This is a genomic window from Bradyrhizobium sp. SZCCHNS2022, from assembly GCF_032377575.1.
In the GTDB taxonomy this organism is placed as follows: domain Bacteria; phylum Pseudomonadota; class Alphaproteobacteria; order Rhizobiales; family Xanthobacteraceae; genus Bradyrhizobium; species Bradyrhizobium aeschynomenes.
Map to the genome: position 1 here is coordinate 3,759,682 of NZ_JAUHHZ010000001.1, position 18,522 is coordinate 3,778,203.

Below are 18,522 nucleotides of genomic sequence, written 5' to 3' on the forward strand. Positions count from 1 at the left end.
TCCGCTTCCAAGCTCTCGACGAGGTGCCCGCGTCAGGCGGGCACGCAGGTGTCCGGCACCGGACAGACGGCAGCGCATTGCGGCGCGTCGAAGTGGCCTTCGCATTCCGTGCACTTCTTCGGATCGATGATGTACATGTCGTTCTTCAGCCGGATGGCCGCATTCGGACATTCGAACTCACAGGCTCCGCAGACCGTGCATTGTGAGGCGATGATCTTGTAGGTCATGTGCCGCTCCCCGCGCTCTCAGCGACATCGGGCGATGTCATTCGGGCATGATCTTTCAAGCGCCGTGCCAGAGCTCATTTGGTTGATTTCTAAGGAGGATTCTAAATGTCGCTGATCGCGGGCAGCTGTCGTTCTCCCGACAGCATGTCGCAGATGCGACAGGGCGGCAGCAGCTGTGGTCGAACGAGCTACTCACGGCCTGGCGGCAAGTTGCGCTGTCCTCCGCCACGCGGTTGAAGCAAGCGCGCGTCTCTCCTCCGTCATTCCGGGGCGTGCGCAGCACGAGCCCGGAATCCATCGGGCGGCAGAGCAGGTGGAAAAATGGATTCCGGGCTCGTCGCGCTTCGCGCGCCGCCCCGGAATGACGGCGAGATTGGAGATCCCCCGCAGGGTCCAGCGCGGATCATCAAAGCAGAAAGGGCGCGCATCCGCGCGCCCTTTTCTCAGTTCCAGGCCTCAGTTCCAAGCCTCAGTGCCAAGTCGATCCACTCAGAACCGCTTGACCTCGATGTTGTGCTTCTTCAGCGCGTAGCCGATCTGGCGTGGCGTCAGACCGAGCAGGCGCGCGGCCTTGGCCTGGACCCAGCCGGAGCGCTCCATCGCCTGGACGATGCGGTCACGCTCGGGCACGGCACCACCGTCCATGGCCTCGGAGTACTCACCGTCGTCGGCCTCAGCCGCAGGCAGGTCGGCCGGCGGTTCGATCGGCGCGGAGGTGCGCGGCAGGATCGGCAGCGGCACCATCGGCTGGCCGCGTGGCGGCGGCGGGGTCACCGTGTTGCCCTTCCACAGGATCGCCGACATGCACTCGTTGCGGCTGCAGGCGAAATCGTCCATCCCGATCGCCGAGCCCGACGCCATGGTGGCGGTCCGCTGCACGCAGTTCTCCAGCTCGCGCACATTGCCGGGGAAGCCGCAATGCATCAGCACCTCGATGGCGCTGACGTCGAAGGTGAGATCACGCTCGTTCTCGCAATTGAAGCGGCGCAGGAACTCGCGCGCCAGCTGCGGGATGTCGCTGCGGCGCTCGCGCAGCGGCGGCAGCTTGATCGGCACGACGCTGATCCGGTAGTAGAGGTCGGCGCGGAACTCGTTGCGCGACACCGCCTCTTCCAGGTTACGGTTGGTCGCGGTGACGATGCGCACGTCGACCTTGATGGTCTGGTTGCCGCCGACGCGCTCGAACTCCTGCTCCTGCAGCACCCGCAACAGCTTGGCCTGGAACGCCGGCGAGATCTCGCCGATCTCGTCCAGAAACAGGGTGCCCTTGTCGGCGAGCTCGAAGCGGCCCTTGCGCGAATTGATCGCACCGGTGAAGGCGCCCTTCTCGTGCCCGAACAGCTCCGATTCCAGCACCGTCTCCGGCAACGCCGCGCAGTTGATCTTGATGAAGGGGCGCTTGGCGCGGTTCGACAATTCATGAATCGCCTTGGCCACCAGCTCCTTGCCGGTGCCGGATTCGCCACGCAGCAGCACCGGCGCGTTCGACTTGGCGACGACGTTGATCTTCTCGAGCAGCGCGCGCAGCGCCGGGCTGTCGCCGACGATGCCGTCGACCAGCACCTTCTTGCCCTTAGCTGGCGCCGGCTTCAGCTCGAGCAGCTCCTTCTGCAGCCGGTGGCTCTCCGCCATCAGCCGCTCGCGGTCGCGTGCGACGACCCGATGCAGCTTGATGGTCTGGCCAATCAGGTTGGCAACCATCGTCAGGAAACGAACGTCGGAGTCGAGCCGGAACACGGCGCGGCCATCCCAGACACGATCGATCGTCAAGGTGCCGACGACGCGCTGGTCGATGCGGATGGGAACGCCGAGAAACGACACGCGGGTGTCGGCTCCGGCCCCGAGCGTGGCCGCGTCGGCGGCGCTGAAGGCGGGATGATCGGCGACGTTCTCCGCGATCAGCGGCACCGCCGTCGCGACGATCTGGTCGATCGCCTTCTGCGGCAGCCGCTCGCGATAGCGCTGGTCGCTGCCCTCGCTCCACCCGGCCCCGACGGCGAGATCCGGGATGCCGTCGTCGGCGAGCAGCGACACCACGCCGTGGCGCATCTGCATGAAGGATTGCAGCAGGTTCACGACGTTGGCGAGGGTGATTTCCAGCCGCGTCGGCGCGGCCAGGATTTTCGAAATCTCGAAAATTCCCGTCAGGGCAATCTCGCTCAGCGGGATCGGGGCGGCGTTGGACCTGACGTCCTGAGCTTCGACCTGACGTGTTTCCGTTTGGACCATGGTCGCTTCTCTGATCGTCACGGACGCTTCATTGCGACCGCCCGTGATTGTAGGTGTTCTAACATCCTCCCCTAACTGCAGATGATTGTCGTGCCTAACTTTGCTGCATTGCCGCAGAAGTAGTGTGCAACGAATGGAGCAAAAAAGCCGCAGCCTTTCATGATGTTAACAAATTAGTTTACACCCCGCATGGCGAGTGCGTTGCATGAGCCGGCGAGGCGGAAAACCGCCCGCGTCACGAATTCGCGTTGTCTTCCCGACGCCTGATATTTGCCGGCCTAGACGCCGCGCGCGATCGGCTTGAATCGAGCGGACCTGAACACCAACTTTCCACGCCCGCCGTGGCACTCGCGGCCCCCGGCTGCCAGCCCGCGGCCTGTTCTCTTCACATCTCTCTTCACATCACCGTGTCGTCCGCACCATGCGGCGATCAACCTACAGGTGCTGACCTCCATTGATCTGGATCTCCTCGCCGGTCACGTAGCTGGCAGCATCCGAGCACAGGAAGAACAGCACCTTCGCCACCTCCTCCGGCGCGCCGATCCGGCGCATCGGAATCAGCGGCGAGAACCGCGCCTCCGTCTCGGGCGACACCATCTCGGTCTTGATCTCGCCCGGCGCGATGGCGTTGACGCGAATGCCGTGCGGCGCGAAGTCGTGCGCCATCTCGCGGGTCAGGCAGGCGAGCGCAGCCTTGGAGGTCGCATAGGCTGTGCCCGCAAACGGATGGACGCGCGTGCCGACGATCGACGTCACGTTGACCACCGCCCCATGCCCGCGCTTCAGCTCCTCGAACAGGCCGCGGGCCAGCAGGATCGGACCGAGGAAGTTGACATGGAAGACGGTCATCCAGGTCTCGACCGAGGTCGACAGCGAGTCGAGCCGGCCGCCATCCTCGGCCTTCGGCGAGATTGCGGCATTGTTGATGAGCGCGTGCAACGGCGCGCCGTCGAGCCTTTCCTTGATGTCGGCGATGGCGCGCGGGATCGCCTTGCGATCGCTGAGGTCGAACTGGACGTGATTGTCCGGCCCGGCATCCCAGGGACAGCGGACGCCGTCGAACGGCTGGCGCGAGCAGGTGATGATGCGCCAGCCGGCATCGGAGAACAGCCGGGCCGTCGCGTGACCAATGCCGCGCGAGCCGCCTGTCAGCACCAGCGTCTTCTGCTCGCTGCGCCGAGAACGTTCAACGGCCGCGACGTCCCGATGGAACGGACATGACGCAGCGCTTGCCGCGGCGTCATCCGCGGCCGACTCGCGAACATCCTGGTCGAGATCGAGGCTCACCTCATGCTGTCCTGATCATCAGGCCGCGATGCCATCCGGCTGCCGACCAACCGGGCGGGGCGCGGCAACCGCGGATCGGTCCGCGGTATTGCCATGCTGCGGTTGTGCAGATTCCGGGCCAGCGAAAACCGCGCGCAAAGCCGCTCATTCCTGTCGCGTTCGCGACAGATTGGCGGCTTCAGGACAGTGCCAGCGTCGGCTTTCCCCCGTGCCTTGGACAAGCCTCTCAATCCGCAGCCTTTTTCAAGATGGAGGGTGATGGTCCAACTCTTGCTCAACGGACTGCACGGTCGAAATGGAAGCGGGCTTTCCAGTCTGACCAATGGACAGCCACGAGACGCCAACACCGTATGGACCGGGACATGGGGACGAATGCAGTGCGCTTCGCCGTGGTCCTTGGCACGAATGAAATTGCTTCGGCGATCGGCGTCCATCTTCACCGCGAAGGCTACTGCGTGGTGCTGTCGCATGACCCGAACCCGCCCGTGCTCCGGCGCAAGATGGCGTTCCACGACGCGCTGTTCGGCGACGCCGCCCGCGTCGAGAATGTGATCGGCGCGCGCGTCGAGAGCACGATGGACGTGTTCAAGGCGCTGGCCGGCCCGCAGCACGTCCTGGTCACCTGGCTCGGCCTGCTCGACCTGCTGCCGGTGCGCGGCATCGACGTGCTGATCGATGCGCGGATGCAGACGCGGGAGGTGACGCCGAATCTGCGCGGCATGACGCGCTTCTCGATCGGCATCGGCCCGGGCTTCTCACCGTCGGTCAATTGCGACGTCGCGATCGAGACCCGGCCGGATCGGCTCGCGCAGATCGTGCGCGACGGCTGGACGCTGGCCAAGGACGACGCCTGCCAGCTCGGCGGCATCGGCGCCGAGCGGCTGGTGCGCTCACCTCACGAGGGCCGCTGGCACACGCCGGTCGAGATCGGCACCCGGATCTACAAGGGCTTCGTCATCGGCCATCTCTCCGGCATCGCGATCACCGCGCCCTATGATGGCATCCTACGCGGCATCGTCCGCGACGGCAGCGATGTGACGGCTGGCGTTGCGCTGGCCGAGATCGATCCGCGCGGCCGGCACGCGCAATGGACCGGCATCGACACCCAGGGACAGGCGCTGGCGCAGGCCGCCATCGCCGCGATCCGCAAACACGCGGCCGGTGGTGTCCGTGCAAGCGCCGCCAGCCCGCGCTGATACCGCCCGCTTTGAACGATTCTGACTAGCCCGCCCCGACGGCCTCGGCCTTCGCAACCGGCTTGGCATCGCCGTTGCTTATCGTTGGCAGGAGCGAGCAACAGCCATGATCATTTGTTCCTGCAACGTCATCAGCGACACCGCCATTCGTGACGTCGTCACGACAGCCGACACCATCTTCGGCTCGCCGGCGCAGGTGTATGATTGCCTGGGCTGCTCGGTCCAATGCGGCCTCTGCTCGCGCTCGGTGAAGCGGATTCTCGACGAACGGCAGGGCGAAACCGCCACCGCGAGGGTCTGGCCGGTGCACGCCGAGCCCGCGCCGTGCGAGCTGATGTCGGTGGCGTGAGGCGACAACAACGCGCGCGTGTCGCATCGCGCGCTGTCGGATGTCGGACAATCCGACACCAATTGCCGGAGCAGCGCTGGCTTCGGTCCTCCCCGGTGAGGGGGCGCGCAGCGCCGTCTCGAACCATGAGGCCGGTCGCGGCCGAACCGCACCGTCGACGCCTCAGATGAACGGCTTGCCGCCGGTGACCGCGACCGTCGTTCCCGACGTGTAGCTCGACAGCGGGTCCGCCAGCATCACATAGGCCGTCGCGAGCTCCGCCGGCTGGCCGGCCCGCTTCATCGGGACCTGCTGGCCGAAGCTCGTCACCTTCTCCTCCGGCATGGTCGAGGGGATCAGCGGCGTCCAGATCGGCCCGGGCGCCACGGCATTGGCGCGGATGCCCTTCTGGGCGAGCATCTGGGCAAGGCCGCCGGTGAAATTCTGGATCGCGCCTTTTGTGGTGGCGTAGGCGAGCAGGCTCGGATTGGGCATGTCGGAATTGACGGAGGCGGTGTTGACGATCGCGCTGCCCGGCTTCATGTGCGGCACCGCCGCCTTCGTGAGATAGAACATGGCGTGAATGTTGGTGCGGAACGTCATCTCCCATTCGTCGTCCGAGATGTCGCCGATGTCGCTGAAGGTGGCCTGGTGCGCGGCGTTGTTGACGAGGATGTCGATGCCGCCGAGCTCGTCGACGGCGCGCTGGATGATCGCCTTGCAGTGCGATGCGTCCTGGATGTCGCCCGGCATCAGCACCGCCTTGCGTCCTTCCTTTTCGATCAGCTGCTGCACCTCCCGAGCGTCCTCATGCTCCGCGAGATAGGCGATCAGCACATCGGCCCCCTCGCGTGCATAGGCGATCGCGACCGCGCGGCCGATGCCGCTGTCGCCGCCGGTGATCACGGCCTTCTTGCCGGCCAGCCTGCCGGAGCCCCTGTAACTGGTCTCACCGTGGTCGGGCCTCGGCCGCATCGCCGCCGTCGTGCCCGGCATGGCTTGCTGCTGCGGCGGGAACGGCGGCGCGGGGTGGTGGTCGGACATGACTGTTCTCCTGACGGTTGCTGCAGCTTCAATCGCAGGATCGGACGGCTGTTCCTGCCGGCCCGCGGGGGAACGTCGGCACCAGCCCGCGCATTGCCTCGACCGAACAGTCGGAAGGATCAGGCAATGGCAAACGACCTCCCCATCAACGGGCGCGAGCCCGACCGCTCCGAAGACGACATCCAGCGCAATCAGCTCGGCCCGCGCGGCGTGCCCGGCGCGAAGGACCCGGCGAAGATGACGCCGCAACGTGAGAAGAAGACGCCGGATGATGTCGATCCCGGACATACGGCGTGAGGGTGTTGATGCGAGGTGAGTGAAGCGATCGAGGTCTACCACTCTCACCACCCATGCCGCTGCCCCTCACCCCGACCCTCTCCCCGTGAAGAACGGGGAGAGGGAGCGCAGCGCCGATCAGGCGACTACGAGAACTCACAATGGGCACGCCATGCATTTCGACGTTGACCCGTGGTCGGGGGCAGTCTTGGGCACGCGGCGAACATCCAATGATTGATAGTCAGCCTTTGTTTTGGCAGAAGCAGCGCGAGCTCTCGCCGCACGCGCAGTGCGCCCCCTCTCCCCGTTCTTACGGGGAGAGGGTTGGGGTGAGGGGCAGCCACACGGGAAGTCGCAATCAAGGCCCCCGCCCTCCTCTCGCCGCCCAACCCCGAACCTCACCTCAATGCGTCTTGCTCTCGCCCCACTTCTCCAAGTCCTTCGCCGTCTCGGAGCGTTGCTCCTTCTCCGGCTTCTCGGCCCAGGGCTTGTCGGTCTGCTTCATCGAGCCCCAGTCGCTCTCCTGACGCGGATCGTCCTTCGGTGTTTCCTTGCTCATCGGGTCTTCCTTCGGTTGGTGGCGTGGCGTTCAGGTCGGCAGCATCGTCGGCGGAGGAGCGGTCGCCTCGTCGTGCAACTGCTCCATGTCGCGGACGTCGCGTTCGGCCTGATACCAGAACTCATCCTCACGGCCCTCCGGCCGCCCGGACTGCTCCCACAGCGCATGCGCGCGCTCGCGGATGCGCTGCTGCAGATGTGCATCGTCGGTCTGTTCCATGGTGATCCTCGCCAGGATGGACGTCCCCTGCCGCGATGGGCGGGAAGCCGCGCAGGTCTCATCGACTGCATGACCTGGTAGCAATCAGGCGGCGGAGACGAAGTTCCAGCGCGGGTGCGCGCGGGACCATGCGCCGCAGCCGCATTGCGCGTCACGAAGGCCTCGATCGGTCGCGCTCAGCTCAGATTACCCGGCAGGAAGCAGCGGATCGAGGTGCCGAGCGAGCCCTTGATCGGCCACACCATCGTGCGGCCGGCGCGATTGGGCTCGGTGATCACGGCATCGTCCGGCACGACGATCCATTGGCCGTCGAGCCGCACCCGATAGTGCGTGCCTTCCAGATCCCAGTCCGGATCGGAGACAGCGAAGCCGTCGGCGTCCGAGCAGCACGGGCCGCGCCCGCTCCTGAGGCTGTCGAACCAGCCCTTGAGTGGCGAGTTGGCATAGCGGCCGTCGTCACGTGCGACGGCGTTGTGGAACGGCAGCGCAGCCAGCAAGGCTGCGCCGCTCAGCACAGGCAGGGTTCTGGACATCTGATCACCGCAAGCTACCGGCGCGTGCTCCGGACTGCGGCTCACGCCCGTCGCAAGTAGCTCGTTGAACGCGCCGTCCGATCGTCGGTTCCTAGGCCCGGCTCACGCCGCATCCGCGGGCACCATGGCCTCGATCGTGACACCCGTGCCGCTCGAGGCGACCGTCAGCGTGCCGCCGAGCGCCAGCAGCCGTTCGCGCATGCCGGTCAACCCGAATCCGAGCTTGTGCTCGGGCTTCAGCCCGTGTCCGTCATCACGCACGCACACCCGCGTGTAGTTGCGGCGGTGCCCGGCCATGGTCTGCTGCAGCGGCTCGATGGTGACGTCGACCGCAGTCGCCTCGGCATGGCGGAACACGTTGGTCAGCGCCTCCTGCACGACGCGATAGATCGTCAGCTCCGAGGTCTCGTTGCTGCGCACGAGATCATCGGCGAACGTCGTCGCGATCGCCACCTCCGGCCGCGACTCCCGCCACAGCCGCACCAAGGCGCCGAGCGCCTCGCGCAGGCCGAGCTCGGCGAGACCGACGGGGCGCAGCCGCTCCAGGATGCGGCGGTTGAACTGCTGCACGGCATTGACCTGGTCGAGGATGGCCTGGCCGTGCCGGCGCATCGCGGCGACATCGATCGCCTTCGCCTCCGGCAGCCGCATCAGGGCGCTGGCATGCGCGCGCAGCGCGAACAGATGAGGCCCGAACTCGTCGTGCAGCTCGCGCGCGATCTCCTTGCGCTCGATGTCCTGCAGCGAGACGGTGCGCTCCGCCAGGCGGCGCTTCTCCTCCACGGCCTCGCCGAGCGCGCCGGCGAGATGATTGAGCTTGGCGCAGAGCGCGGCAAGCTCGGGCGCGCCGCCCGGCTTGACGCGGGCGTCATAGGCGCCGGCCTCGATCCGGCTCATCGCCTCGGACAAATCTGCCAGCGGCGCCAGCGCGCGGCCGACGACGAGCATCGTGATCCCGAAAATCGCCATCGCAATCGCCGAGCCGACGACGAGCTGGGTGACGATGCCGTCCCAGATCTCGGCGATCTCGTCGTCGGGATGCGACGTGATCACCAGCGTATCGGGCTTGCCCGCCACGACCACGGGCATGCTGACCGACGTCTTGTCCGGATGCACGAGCGCGATGAACCACCCCGGCGCGGCCCGGTCCCCGGCGCTGGACGACCGCTCCCGCTGAGCCGGCAGGGCCTGCCTGACGACGCTGACATGCCGCAGCTGCCCGAGATCGCTGACGATGCGGTTCAGGCGGGACTCCGGGTCCGGCGCGTCATTGACCTCGTCCATGATGGTCTCGACGAAGGCACGCGCGAGGCGGATCACGCTCTGGTCCTCGGCCAGCACGCGCGGCGCCGCCTCGAGCACCAGCCGGCCGATGTTGACGGCGAGACCCAGCGTCAGCACCAGCGCGAGCAGCACGTTGATGCGCCTGCGCAATGACCAATTCTGCCACATTATCTCCGCCTCAAAGCCACCGTGTTTCACGCGCACTTACATTGACAGACAAATCCGCCAGCGATCTAATTGCAACATGATGCAACATCGCGCTGCTCGCATCCATGATGCATTGCAATAATGACGCGAGATGGAAGTCCGGGACCCCAAGGCCATGCGCGTTCTGATCGTCGATGACCATCCCATTGTCGCATCCGGCTGCCGGGCCCTGCTCTCGACCGATCCGGACCTCGAGCTGCTCGAGGCCGCCGATGCCGAGAGCGGTGAAGCGAGCTTCATCGCGCGCCGGCCGGACGTCTGCGTCGTCGACATCAACCTGCCGACCGTGTCCGGTTTCGAGCTGGCGCGCCGCATCCTCGGCCGCGATGCCAATGCCCGGCTGATCATGTTCAGCATGAACGACGATCCGGTGTTCGCCGCGCGCGCCATCGACATCGGCGCCAAGGGCTATGTGTCGAAGAGCGGCGATCCGAACGATCTCGCCGAGGCGATCCGCGAGGTCGCGCGCGGCGGCAGCTACCTGCCGCCGGCGATCGCCCGCAGCATCGCCTTCGCCGGCTCCGCGGTGGCGCAGAGCCCGCTGGCGAAACTGACGTCGCGCGAGCTCGAGATCCTCCGGCTGCTCAGCGCCGGCAAGAGCCTGTCCGAGATTGCCTGGCTGATCCACTCGTCCTACAAGACCGTCGCCAACACCTCCTCGATCATCCGCCAGAAGCTCGGCGTGCGAACGTCCGGCGAGCTGGTGCGTCTGGCGATCGAGAACGGCGTGGCCTGATTGGCGTTGACTGACCGACGCAGCGTAAAGCACGTTGGCGACACGCTCGCCGACCGCCCCGACATCATTGCCGCACAGGTGATCCCATGACGCTCACGACCGTCTCGCAGAACAAGTCCCATGGCGGCGTCCAGGGCGTCTATCGCCACGCCAGCCAGGAGACCAAGACCGAGATGACGTTCTCGGTGTTCGTGCCGCCGCATGCCGACGGCGCCAAGCTGCCGGTCGTCTGGTATCTGTCGGGCCTCACCTGCACCCACGCCAATGTCACCGAGAAGGGCGAGTTCCGCGCCGCCTGCGCCGAGCTCGGCCTCGTCTTCGTCGCGCCCGACACCTCGCCGCGCGGCGACGGCGTGCCCGGCGATCCCAACAATGCCTATGATTTCGGCCTCGGCGCCGGCTTCTATGTCGATGCGACCGAGGCACCATTCGCAAAGAACTACCGGATGTGGAGCTATGTCACCGAGGAGCTGCCGAGCGTGGTGGCGGCGAACTTCCCCGTCGACCCGCGCCGGCAGTCGGTGATGGGCCATTCGATGGGCGGCCATGGCGCGCTCACGGTGGCCCTGCGCAACCCGGACCGCTATCGCGCGGCAAGCGCGTTCTCGCCGATCGTGGCGCCGTCGCAGGTGCCGTGGGGCGAGAAGGCATTGGGCGGCTATCTCGGTTCCGACAAGGCGGCCTGGCGCAAGCACGATGCGGTGGCGCTGATCGAGGACGGCGCCCGCGTCTCCGACCTGCTGGTCGATGTCGGAACTGCCGACCAGTTCCTGACGCAACAGCTGCGGCCGGAGCTGCTCAAGGCCGCCTGCGAGAAGGCCAACATCCCGCTGCTGCTGCGGAAGCAGGACGGATACGACCACAGCTACTACTTCATCTCCACCTACATGGCCGATCATCTGCGCTGGCACGCCGCGCGTCTGGGACGCTGACGTCAGCCGCAGCCTGATTTGCCCGGCGGGCACGATGACGCCCGTGCGGCGGCGATGTCGCCGTCGCCACGGTCCGGTCATCGCGTGCGCGCGCGGACCGATTTCCGCTGACGGCGCAAGGCCATCACCCCTGTCCAGTCCCGGCGCGAAAAAGAATCTCGTTTCTTTTTTCCAGAACTTGTGATTGAGTAGCCCCATCCCGCCTCGTCGAGAGGGCGTATCGCGGTCGTCACGAACGTGGAGGTGGGGTGCGGTGGACGCCGGCGGCGCGCAGCATGCTCGTGTGAGTGTGCCGACGAACGCGTCACGGCGTACGGCCAAGTCGCGTGGTCCTGGCATCCCGATGCCGATGCCCCCGCGGCGGCGCGCGAGAAGCGTGTCGTTGCGCACGGTGACCAGAAAGCCCGGCGCACCGGGGAGAACGCGAAGCAACCGTGAAAACCATCGCGCAGGGAGGGCCGGGATGTCCGAGCCGAACCTGTGGTACCTGCCGCCTGCATTTTCTTCTGCAGGCGGGCCATGGGGGCGGCAGGCTCCCGGCCTTCCCTGCGCCTCTTGTGTTTTCCGAGAGGCCATCGACACGCAAAGCTCGGGCGTCAGCGGCCGCGAGAGTGAACCATCATGTCTCGACAACTACTGCGCCTGCGGAGCGCCGTAGTTCGGCGCCAGCAGGCGGTTGCGGATCAGCCAGGCCATGGTGCGTGTCCAGGACTCGTCGGTGTTGCCGCGCATGTCCGCGGTCATCGCCGCCACCGGCTTTCCGGTGTGGGCATCGCGCAGATAGATGTTCATGTTGAGGATGAGATTGGAGACCTTCTGCACGGTCCCGGTGATGGCGAGATCGGCCCCGATGTCGCCAGCCAGCTTGACGTCGCAGCCGCCGCAGGCCTGCAGATTGCTGTGGTGCGCCGCATCGTTAATGGGGGCGATGTCGAGTACGCGAAATCGGCCGGAGTCCTGCAGCGCCGCGCGCAACTGCACGGCCGCATGCGCGAGCCGCTGCTGCTCGTCCTGGCGCGGGCCCTGCACCTCGCCCTGCAGGCTGGTGTCGATCAGCTCGAAATCGAACACCGCCACCTTGGGCGGCTCGGCGCGTGCAGATGTCGTCAACGTCAGGATGAGGAACGCGAGGAGAACAGCAGCTTTCAAGGTCGTGATCCGAAATGACGCCGCAGCGGCCAAAAGTGGGGTTGAAAGCTAGGCCAATTCGTTCATCTTGCAAGATGAAACCTCGCCGAAAAACGACGAGGGAACAATGGGAGGACATGTGGTCCTTGGAGTTCTGGCCCGATCCCTGATCGGCGCGGTCGGCCTCGTGGCCGCCGCAACAGCAGGCCGCGCCGCGGAGCCGATCGACATTGCGATCGGCTATCTCGGCCGCGCGGGCGTGCCGCAGACCTTGTCGCCGCTCGACCAGCCGGCGGCCGATGACGGCGTGGCCGGCGCGAAGCTCGCGATCGAGGACAACAACACCACCGGCAAATTCCTCAACCAGCGCTTCACGCTGATCGACCGCAAGGTCAAGGACGATGAGGACGCAGCCCAGGCCGCCAACGAGCTCGCCGCAAAGACGGGCTTCATCCTGGCGGATCTGCCGGCGGATGCGTTGCTGAAGGTCGCCGACAGCCTGCGCGGCCGTGGCATCACGCTGCTCAACGTCGGCGCCACCGACGACCGGCTGCGCGAGCAGGACTGCCGCGCCAATGTCATCCACGTCGCGCCAACGCGCTCGATGCTCGCCGACGGCCTCGCGCAATATCTGGTGTGGAAGCAGTGGAAGCGCTGGCTGCTCGTCACCGGCTCTCATGACAAGGACAAGCTGTTCGCCGATGCGCTGCGACGCGCCGCGACGCGCTTCGGTGCCAAGATCGTGGAGGAGCGCACCTTCGAGGACACCGGCGGGGCGCGCCGGACCGACTCCGGCGTGACCTTGATCCAGCGGCAGATGCCGGTGTTCACGCAAAAGGCGCCGGCCTACGATGTGCTGGTCGCGGCCGACGAGAGCGAGGTGTTCGCCAACTATCTGCCCTATCGCACCTGGGATGCGCGTCCGGTCGCGGGCTCCGCAGGCCTGCGGCCGACGAGCTGGGACCCGGCACAGGACCAATGGGGCGCCACGCAGTTGCAGAACCGCTTCATGAAGCTGGCCGCACGCCGGATGGACGCTTTGGACATGCAGGCCTGGATGGCCGTGCGCATGGTCGGTGAAGCCGCCTCCCGCACCAACTCCGGCGATGCCAAGGCGATGAGCGACTATCTCAAGGGCCCGAACTTCACCATCGCCGCCTTCAAGGGCACGCGGCTCTCCTTGCGCGACTGGAACCTGCAACTCCGCCAGCCGATCCTGCTGGCCGACGGCCGCATGATCGTCTCGGTCTCCCCGCAGGAGGGTTTCCTGCACCAGGTCTCCGAGCTCGACACGCTCGGTGTCGACCGCCCCGAAACCAAGTGCAAGCTGCAATGATGTCGGATGGAATGATGTTGATGGAGATGGTTGGTCCGACAGATCAGGCCAAAGCGGTAGCAGCTCCGTGGCCTCATGGTTCTCGAGGCGATGCGAACGCAGTGCCTGAACGCGCCTACGGCGCTCTTCACCGTGAGGGTCTTGAGCGCGAACGAGGCGACGAAGGAAGTCCCGGATTTTGCCACATACACCACCCTCGTCCTGAGGAGCCCGCCAAAGGCGGGCGTCTCGAAGGACGGCCGCAGCTTCGCAGGTGTGTCGGCATGGCAGCATTACTGCTCGCCGCCGCGCTCTCGCTGGCCACCATCGCCCCCGCCTCCGCCTACGTCGCCTTCGTCTCGAACGAAAAGGGCAACACGGTCTCCGTCATCGACACCGACAGCTGGACCGTGACCAAGACCATCAAGGTCGGCCAGCGACCACGCGGGATTGCGTTCACCCGGGACGGCAAGTTCGTGATGGTCGCGGTCGGCGACGACGACACCATCCAGGTGATCGATGCCAAGAAGATGGAGGTGGTCGACACCCTGCCCTCCGGCCCCGATCCCGAGCTGTTCGCGCAGGATGCCCAGGGCAAGACGCTCTATGTCGCCAATGAGAACGACAACACTGTCACCGTGCTCGACCTCGAGAAGCGCATCCGCATCGGCGACGTCCAGGTGGGCGTCGAGCCGGAGGGCATGATGCTGAGCCCCGACGGCAAGATCCTGATCTGCACCTCCGAGACCACCAACATGGCGCATTTCATCGACACGGCGACGCGAAAGATCGTGGCGAATGTGCTGGTCGATGCGCGGCCGCGCTACGCCGAGTTCAAGACCGACGGCTCCGAGCTGTGGGTGTCGGCCGAGATCGGCGGCACCGTCTCGATCATCGATCCCGCCAAGCGCGAGGTGACCGGCAAGATCAAGTTCGCCGTGCCCGGCCTGCGCAGCGAGGCCATCCAGCCCGTCGGCATCGCCCTGACCAAGGACGGCAAGACCGGCTTCGTCGCGCTCGGCCCGGCCAACCGGGTCGCCGTCGTCGACGGAACGACCCACGAGGTGAAGAAGTATCTGCTGGTCGGACAGCGCGTCTGGCACATGGAGTTCACGCCGGATGAGAAATATCTGCTCGTCACCAACGGCGTCTCCAACGACGTCTCGGTGATCGACGTCGCCGCGCAGAAGGTGATCAAGACGATCCAGGTCGGCGAGCTGCCCTGGGGCATCACGATTGCACAGCCATGATGACGCAGAACGCACCCGCCCTCGACGCGACGAGCCGCACGCCGCAGCCGGCGCCCGATCAGATCCCGGCGCTCTCGGTTGCCGGCGTCAGCCATTCCTATGGCGCACGCAAGGCGCTCAAAGACGTCAGCTTCACCGTGAAGCCCGCGAGCTTCACCGCCCTGCTCGGCCTCAACGGCGCCGGCAAGAGCACGCTGTTCTCGCTGATCACGCGGCTGTTCGCAGTTCAGTCCGGACAGATCAACATCTTCGGCCATGACATCGGCCGCACGCCGGGCGAGGCGCTGCGGCTGCTCGGCGTCGTGTTCCAGCCGCGCACGGTCGATCTCGATCTGTCGCTGCGGCAGAACCTGCTCTACCACGCCGCGCTGCACGGCATTGCGCGCCGCGAGGCGCTTGCCCGGAGCGAGGAGCTGCTGGCCCGCATCGGCCTCGCCGACCGCGCCGGCAACAAGGTGCGCGACCTGTCGGGCGGCCAGATGCGCCGCCTGGAGATCGCCCGCGCGCTGCTGCACCGGCCGCGCCTGCTGCTGCTCGACGAGGCCACCGTCGGGCTCGACGTCAAGGCCCGTGCCGACATCGTCGGTCATGTCCGCCAGCTCGTCACCGAGCAGGGCATCGGCGTACTCTGGGCGACGCATCTGTTCGACGAGATCGCCGCGACGGATGATCTCGTGGTCCTGCATCAGGGCCGCGTGCTGGCGCGCGGTCTCGTGCCGCAGGTGATCGCCGAGGCCGGCGCCTCCGACGTGAATGCCGCGTTTGCGCGGTTGACGACACAACCCAGCCAGTCCAGCGCTTCTCCGCTGCGGAGCGCAGAGTCATGAGCGTCACGACCGTCCACTCACCCGCGCCCGCACGAAGCGGCTTCTCGGCCGGCGAATACATCACCTGCCTGATCGGCATCGTCTGGCGCGAGGGGCTGCGCTTCCTGCATCAGCGCGAGCGCTTCGTTTCGGCGCTGGTGCGGCCGCTGGTGTGGCTGTTCATCTTCGCCGCCGGCTTCCGCCAGGTGCTGGGCATCTCGATCATCCCGCCCTACGAGACCTACATCCTCTACGAGGTCTATATCGCGCCCGGCCTGATGGCGATGATCCAGCTGTTCAACGGCATGCAGTCGTCGCTGTCGATGGTCTACGACCGCGAGATGGGCAACATGCGCACCCTCTTGGTGAGCCCGCTGCCGCGCGGCTATCTGCTGTTCTGCAAGCTCCTCGCCGGCACCGCCGTCTCCGTGCTCCAGGTCTACGCCTTCCTGGTCATCGCCTGGTTCTGGGACATCACGCCGCCGCCGATGGGCTATCTCACCGTGCTGCCGGCCCTGATCCTGTCCGGCTTGATGCTCGGCGCGCTGGGCATGCTGATCTCCTCCGGCATCAAGCAGCTGGAGAACTTTGCCGGCGTCATGAACTTCGTGATCTTCCCGATGTTCTTCGCCTCGTCGGCGCTCTACCCCTTGTGGCGCGTCGAGGAAGGCAGCCCGTGGCTTGCGTATCTCTGCGAAGCCAATCCCTTCACCCACGCGGTCGAGCTCATTCGGTTTGCGCTGTACGGCAAGCTGAACTGGGTGTCGCTCGCGGTGGTCGGCGGCTGCACCGCCGTGTTCATGATCGGCGCGATCCTGGCCTACGATCCGTCGCGCGGGTTTGTCAGGCGGGGTCCCGGAGGCGAGGCATGAGGATGAGATCGAGTTTGCTGGCCATCGGCCTGATCGCATCGGCCGGCACCGCGCACGCGGCCGATCCGCGCTATCCCGACTGGCCCTGCCCGCAGGCCAAGGTGCCAGAGATCTCGATTGCAGCGGTCTGGGCCGGCCCCCCGATCGACGATGTCGGCACGAGCTGGAAGGACGATGCCAAGATTGCCGCGCTCGTCGCGAAGCTCGCCGCACGCCGCATCCCGCTGGAGCAGGCGCAGAAGGACGTCGCCGACTTCCTCACCGGCACCGCCGACGAGAAGACCCGCAAGGGCAGGCTGCTGTTCGCCGGCCTGTTCGACACCCTCAACGCCCAGCGGACCTCGGTCATGAATGGGCTCGAACGTGTGATGCGCAAGCAGCGCGAGGCCGTCGACAAGGTGCGCGGCGACACCATCGCGCTCCAGGGAATGCACAGCAGCGCCTCGCCGGATCAGGCCAAGATCGAGGAGATGACCAACCAGCTGAACTGGGAGACGCGGATCTTCGAGGACCGCCGGAGCGTGATGAAGTTCGTCTGCGAGGTCCCGACCGCGATCGACCAGCGCCTGTTCGCGCTCGCGCGCGAGATCCAGCAGGACATGGAGTAGGTCTGCGGATGTCCTACCCGCGACCCGATCGCTCACTCCTCCGGCCGCGGCTCTGGCTGCGTCTGCTGCAGCGGCAGGTCGGCGCGAGCCCAGCCATCGGTGCCGTCGGGGTACCAGGCGACGTTGCGGTAGCCATAGGTCAGCGCGCGCTTGGCGGCGTTCCACGACATCCAGCAGTCTTCGAGGCAGTAGAACACGAGCAAGCGACCCAGATCGCCGTCGGACGCGCGTGCCAGTCCGCGCTTCAGGTAGTCCTCCGTCGGCGCCGCCAGCACGCCATAGCCGGTGTCGGGCAGCCAGATGCTGCCGGGAATGTCGAGGCGCGGCTGCTCGCGCCACACCGTTCCGGCCGGCAGGTTCTTCGGCTTGGGCGGCCGCGGCAGCACGTCGATGAAGGCCGCGGACCTGGCGCGCCAGATGGCTTCGGTCTCCTGCGTCGACAGCACACGCGCGCCGGCCAGCGTGGTCGGCACCGGCGCGCGGTAGTTCTCGGTCCGATAGCTGTCCGGCTCGACCACGAGTTCATCAGCCCACGCGGCCGCCGCGATCAGCAGCAGCACGCCGGCCAGGACAGCTGCGGTGAGCCGAACGAGCATGATGCCTACTTGGCAGCCTCCGCGGTGATCAGATGATTGCTCTCATCCAGCAGCGGCACGCCGTAGTCGAGCAGGATCTTGTTGATCTCGCTCTGGTTCTCCTGGATCAGCTTGTTGAGCTGCCGGCGCCAGTTCTGGTCCGCGCCGCGCACCCCCATCGCGATCCGGTAGATCAGCTTCGGCCCCGACGTCTCCTTGACCAGCGGCGTCACGCGGAGTTGCGGGCTCGCCTGCTTGGCATAGTAGCCGGCCATCGGCCCCCACAGCACGCCGGCATCGATCTCGCCGGACTTCAGATCGTTGATCATCGCCTCGGCCGAGGAGTCCACGCGCGTGTCGACCATCAGGGGATAGGGCTTCGCCGTCGGCATCAGCCCGGCGAGCGCCATGTTGGTCGCGGGCGGCGTCCCCGCCACGATACCGATGTGCTTGCCCTTGAGCTTGGCGTCCTCCAAGGTCGTCACGTCGGCAAGCTCGGAGCCCGGCTTCGTCACGATCGCGTAGGCCGTCCGGTAGTAGGGACTTGTGCTCTGCACCAGATCATCCCCTTGCGGGAAGCCCATGATGACGTCACAGCGATGCGACCCGAGCGTCATGCGCACGAAGCCGGTGGCCTGCGGAAAGAACGTATAGTCGACCTTCTTCTGCAGCTTGGCGGCCAGGAAATCGGCCAGCTTGTTCTCGAAGCCCTCGCCCTTCTCGTTGGAGAACGGCAGGTTGCGGGGGTCGGCGCAGACCCTCAGCACCTTGGGATCGACCAGCTCGATCGACAGGTCCAGGCCGTCATTGCTCTGGGCGTAACAGGCGGCCGGTCCGAGCAGACTAAGCCCCGCGGCAACGGCCAGCGAGCAGACAACAGTGCGACGCTTCGTCATTCTTATTTCCATCCC

At 66.4% G+C, this 18,522-nt stretch carries 21 protein-coding genes; 10 read left to right on the top strand and 11 right to left on the bottom strand.

Annotated features, from left to right (window positions below; genetic code table 11):
* Positions 1–32 precede the first annotated feature (32 nt).
* From QXZ94_RS16835 to QXZ94_RS16845, 3 genes are all read right to left on the bottom strand, one after another.
* Positions 33–227, bottom strand: a complete 195-nt coding sequence (locus tag QXZ94_RS16835; RefSeq protein WP_006609648.1) for a 4Fe-4S dicluster domain-containing protein — start codon at positions 225–227, stop codon at positions 33–35.
* 489 nt (positions 228–716) lie between these two features.
* The gene (nifA, locus tag QXZ94_RS16840; RefSeq protein ID WP_315721340.1) at positions 717–2,456 is read right to left on the bottom strand and encodes a nif-specific transcriptional activator NifA; all 1,740 of its coding nucleotides are present in this window, start codon (positions 2,454–2,456) and stop codon (positions 717–719) included.
* 435 nt (positions 2,457–2,891) lie between these two features.
* Positions 2,892–3,743 (bottom strand): SDR family oxidoreductase, encoded by an 852-nt coding sequence (locus tag QXZ94_RS16845; protein ID WP_315721341.1) that lies wholly within the window; start codon positions 3,741–3,743, stop codon positions 2,892–2,894.
* 362 nt (positions 3,744–4,105) lie between these two features.
* On the opposite strand from QXZ94_RS16845, the gene QXZ94_RS16850 reads away from it, so the two are divergent.
* Together QXZ94_RS16850 and QXZ94_RS16855 are read left to right on the top strand one after the other, a co-directional pair.
* Complete coding sequence (locus tag QXZ94_RS16850) at positions 4,106–4,939, top strand: xanthine dehydrogenase (protein WP_315721342.1); 834 nt, start codon at positions 4,106–4,108, stop codon at positions 4,937–4,939.
* A gap of 106 nt (positions 4,940–5,045) precedes the next feature.
* On the top strand, positions 5,046–5,288 hold the full coding sequence (locus tag QXZ94_RS16855) for a bacterioferritin-associated ferredoxin (protein ID WP_172114181.1): 243 nt from the start codon (positions 5,046–5,048) through the stop codon (positions 5,286–5,288).
* A gap of 162 nt (positions 5,289–5,450) precedes the next feature.
* Here QXZ94_RS16855 and QXZ94_RS16860 read toward each other — a convergent pair whose 3' ends face one another.
* Positions 5,451–6,311, bottom strand: a complete 861-nt coding sequence (locus tag QXZ94_RS16860) for an SDR family oxidoreductase (protein WP_315721343.1) — start codon at positions 6,309–6,311, stop codon at positions 5,451–5,453.
* A 126-nt stretch (positions 6,312–6,437) separates the two neighbouring features.
* Here QXZ94_RS16860 and QXZ94_RS16865 point away from each other — a divergent pair, with 126 nt between their 5' ends.
* Complete coding sequence (locus QXZ94_RS16865; protein WP_172114179.1) at positions 6,438–6,608, top strand: hypothetical protein; 171 nt, start codon at positions 6,438–6,440, stop codon at positions 6,606–6,608.
* A 382-nt stretch (positions 6,609–6,990) separates the two neighbouring features.
* Here the strand turns inward: QXZ94_RS16865 and QXZ94_RS16870 are convergent, their stop codons facing one another.
* From QXZ94_RS16870 to QXZ94_RS16885, 4 genes are all read right to left on the bottom strand, one after another.
* On the bottom strand, positions 6,991–7,146 hold the full coding sequence (locus QXZ94_RS16870; RefSeq protein ID WP_315721344.1) for a hypothetical protein: 156 nt from the start codon (positions 7,144–7,146) through the stop codon (positions 6,991–6,993).
* A gap of 30 nt (positions 7,147–7,176) precedes the next feature.
* Positions 7,177–7,365, bottom strand: a complete 189-nt coding sequence (locus QXZ94_RS16875) for a DUF2934 domain-containing protein (protein WP_315721345.1) — start codon at positions 7,363–7,365, stop codon at positions 7,177–7,179.
* A 176-nt stretch (positions 7,366–7,541) separates the two neighbouring features.
* On the bottom strand, positions 7,542–7,898 hold the full coding sequence (locus QXZ94_RS16880; protein WP_315721346.1) for a hypothetical protein: 357 nt from the start codon (positions 7,896–7,898) through the stop codon (positions 7,542–7,544).
* A 102-nt stretch (positions 7,899–8,000) separates the two neighbouring features.
* On the bottom strand, positions 8,001–9,350 hold the full coding sequence (locus tag QXZ94_RS16885) for a histidine kinase (RefSeq protein WP_315721347.1): 1,350 nt from the start codon (positions 9,348–9,350) through the stop codon (positions 8,001–8,003).
* A gap of 154 nt (positions 9,351–9,504) precedes the next feature.
* Between QXZ94_RS16885 and QXZ94_RS16890 the strand changes: the two genes are divergently transcribed.
* Both QXZ94_RS16890 and fghA read left to right on the top strand, forming a co-directional pair.
* Positions 9,505–10,125, top strand: a complete 621-nt coding sequence (locus QXZ94_RS16890) for a response regulator transcription factor (RefSeq protein ID WP_315721348.1) — start codon at positions 9,505–9,507, stop codon at positions 10,123–10,125.
* Positions 10,126–10,211: 86 nt separating this feature from the next.
* Positions 10,212–11,057, top strand: coding sequence for an S-formylglutathione hydrolase (fghA, locus tag QXZ94_RS16895; protein WP_315721349.1), 846 nt, complete (start codon positions 10,212–10,214; stop codon positions 11,055–11,057).
* A gap of 633 nt (positions 11,058–11,690) precedes the next feature.
* Here the strand turns inward: fghA and QXZ94_RS16900 are convergent.
* Positions 11,691–12,206: a DUF3280 domain-containing protein gene (locus QXZ94_RS16900; protein ID WP_315721350.1), complete on the bottom strand. Its 516-nt coding sequence runs from the start codon at positions 12,204–12,206 to the stop codon at positions 11,691–11,693.
* Positions 12,207–12,312: 106 nt separating this feature from the next.
* Here QXZ94_RS16900 and QXZ94_RS16905 point away from each other — a divergent pair, with 106 nt between their 5' ends.
* From QXZ94_RS16905 to QXZ94_RS16925, 5 genes are all read left to right on the top strand, one after another.
* Entirely contained in the window at positions 12,313–13,521 is a 1,209-nt protein-coding gene (locus QXZ94_RS16905) for an ABC transporter substrate-binding protein (RefSeq protein ID WP_315721351.1), read from the top strand.
* A gap of 263 nt (positions 13,522–13,784) precedes the next feature.
* Positions 13,785–14,750, top strand: a complete 966-nt coding sequence (locus QXZ94_RS16910) for a YVTN family beta-propeller repeat protein (protein ID WP_315721352.1) — start codon at positions 13,785–13,787, stop codon at positions 14,748–14,750.
* Entirely contained in the window at positions 14,750–15,577 is an 828-nt protein-coding gene (locus QXZ94_RS16915) for an ABC transporter ATP-binding protein (protein ID WP_409998795.1), read from the top strand. Before QXZ94_RS16910 ends, QXZ94_RS16915 begins: the two co-directional genes overlap by 1 nt.
* Entirely contained in the window at positions 15,574–16,428 is an 855-nt protein-coding gene (locus QXZ94_RS16920; protein ID WP_315721353.1) for an ABC transporter permease, read from the top strand. Before QXZ94_RS16915 ends, QXZ94_RS16920 begins: the two co-directional genes overlap by 4 nt.
* Entirely contained in the window at positions 16,425–17,036 is a 612-nt protein-coding gene (locus QXZ94_RS16925; protein WP_315721354.1) for a hypothetical protein, read from the top strand. Before QXZ94_RS16920 ends, QXZ94_RS16925 begins: the two co-directional genes overlap by 4 nt.
* A gap of 32 nt (positions 17,037–17,068) precedes the next feature.
* Here QXZ94_RS16925 and QXZ94_RS16930 read toward each other — a convergent pair whose 3' ends face one another.
* Together QXZ94_RS16930 and QXZ94_RS16935 are read right to left on the bottom strand one after the other, a co-directional pair.
* Positions 17,069–17,632, bottom strand: a complete 564-nt coding sequence (locus QXZ94_RS16930) for a PQQ-dependent catabolism-associated CXXCW motif protein (protein WP_315721355.1) — start codon at positions 17,630–17,632, stop codon at positions 17,069–17,071.
* Positions 17,633–17,637: 5 nt separating this feature from the next.
* On the bottom strand, positions 17,638–18,507 hold the full coding sequence (locus QXZ94_RS16935) for a substrate-binding domain-containing protein (RefSeq protein WP_315721356.1): 870 nt from the start codon (positions 18,505–18,507) through the stop codon (positions 17,638–17,640).
* Positions 18,508–18,522: the final 15 nt, after the last annotated feature.

Bases quoted from the DNA above. Each gene is read 5' to 3' on its own strand.
- QXZ94_RS16835 (WP_006609648.1), bottom strand. From the start codon at position 227: ATGACCTACAAGATCATCGCCTCACAATGCACGGTCTGCGGAGCCTGT.
- nifA (WP_315721340.1), bottom strand. From the start codon at position 2,456: ATGGTCCAAACGGAAACACGTCAGGTCGAAGCTCAGGACGTCAGGTCC.
- QXZ94_RS16850 (WP_315721342.1), top strand. From the start codon at position 4,106: ATGGGGACGAATGCAGTGCGCTTCGCCGTGGTCCTTGGCACGAATGAA.
- QXZ94_RS16855 (WP_172114181.1), top strand. From the start codon at position 5,046: ATGATCATTTGTTCCTGCAACGTCATCAGCGACACCGCCATTCGTGAC.
- QXZ94_RS16860 (WP_315721343.1), bottom strand. From the start codon at position 6,311: ATGTCCGACCACCACCCCGCGCCGCCGTTCCCGCCGCAGCAGCAAGCC.
- QXZ94_RS16865 (WP_172114179.1), top strand. From the start codon at position 6,438: ATGGCAAACGACCTCCCCATCAACGGGCGCGAGCCCGACCGCTCCGAA.
- QXZ94_RS16870 (WP_315721344.1), bottom strand. From the start codon at position 7,146: ATGAGCAAGGAAACACCGAAGGACGATCCGCGTCAGGAGAGCGACTGG.
- QXZ94_RS16875 (WP_315721345.1), bottom strand. From the start codon at position 7,365: ATGGAACAGACCGACGATGCACATCTGCAGCAGCGCATCCGCGAGCGC.
- QXZ94_RS16880 (WP_315721346.1), bottom strand. From the start codon at position 7,898: ATGTCCAGAACCCTGCCTGTGCTGAGCGGCGCAGCCTTGCTGGCTGCG.
- QXZ94_RS16885 (WP_315721347.1), bottom strand. From the start codon at position 9,350: ATGTGGCAGAATTGGTCATTGCGCAGGCGCATCAACGTGCTGCTCGCG.
- QXZ94_RS16890 (WP_315721348.1), top strand. From the start codon at position 9,505: ATGCGCGTTCTGATCGTCGATGACCATCCCATTGTCGCATCCGGCTGC.
- fghA (WP_315721349.1), top strand. From the start codon at position 10,212: ATGACGCTCACGACCGTCTCGCAGAACAAGTCCCATGGCGGCGTCCAG.
- QXZ94_RS16905 (WP_315721351.1), top strand. From the start codon at position 12,313: ATGGGAGGACATGTGGTCCTTGGAGTTCTGGCCCGATCCCTGATCGGC.
- QXZ94_RS16910 (WP_315721352.1), top strand. From the start codon at position 13,785: ATGGCAGCATTACTGCTCGCCGCCGCGCTCTCGCTGGCCACCATCGCC.
- QXZ94_RS16915 (WP_409998795.1), top strand. From the start codon at position 14,750: ATGACGCAGAACGCACCCGCCCTCGACGCGACGAGCCGCACGCCGCAG.
- QXZ94_RS16920 (WP_315721353.1), top strand. From the start codon at position 15,574: ATGAGCGTCACGACCGTCCACTCACCCGCGCCCGCACGAAGCGGCTTC.
- QXZ94_RS16925 (WP_315721354.1), top strand. From the start codon at position 16,425: ATGAGGATGAGATCGAGTTTGCTGGCCATCGGCCTGATCGCATCGGCC.
- QXZ94_RS16930 (WP_315721355.1), bottom strand. From the start codon at position 17,632: ATGCTCGTTCGGCTCACCGCAGCTGTCCTGGCCGGCGTGCTGCTGCTG.
- QXZ94_RS16935 (WP_315721356.1), bottom strand. From the start codon at position 18,507: ATGACGAAGCGTCGCACTGTTGTCTGCTCGCTGGCCGTTGCCGCGGGG.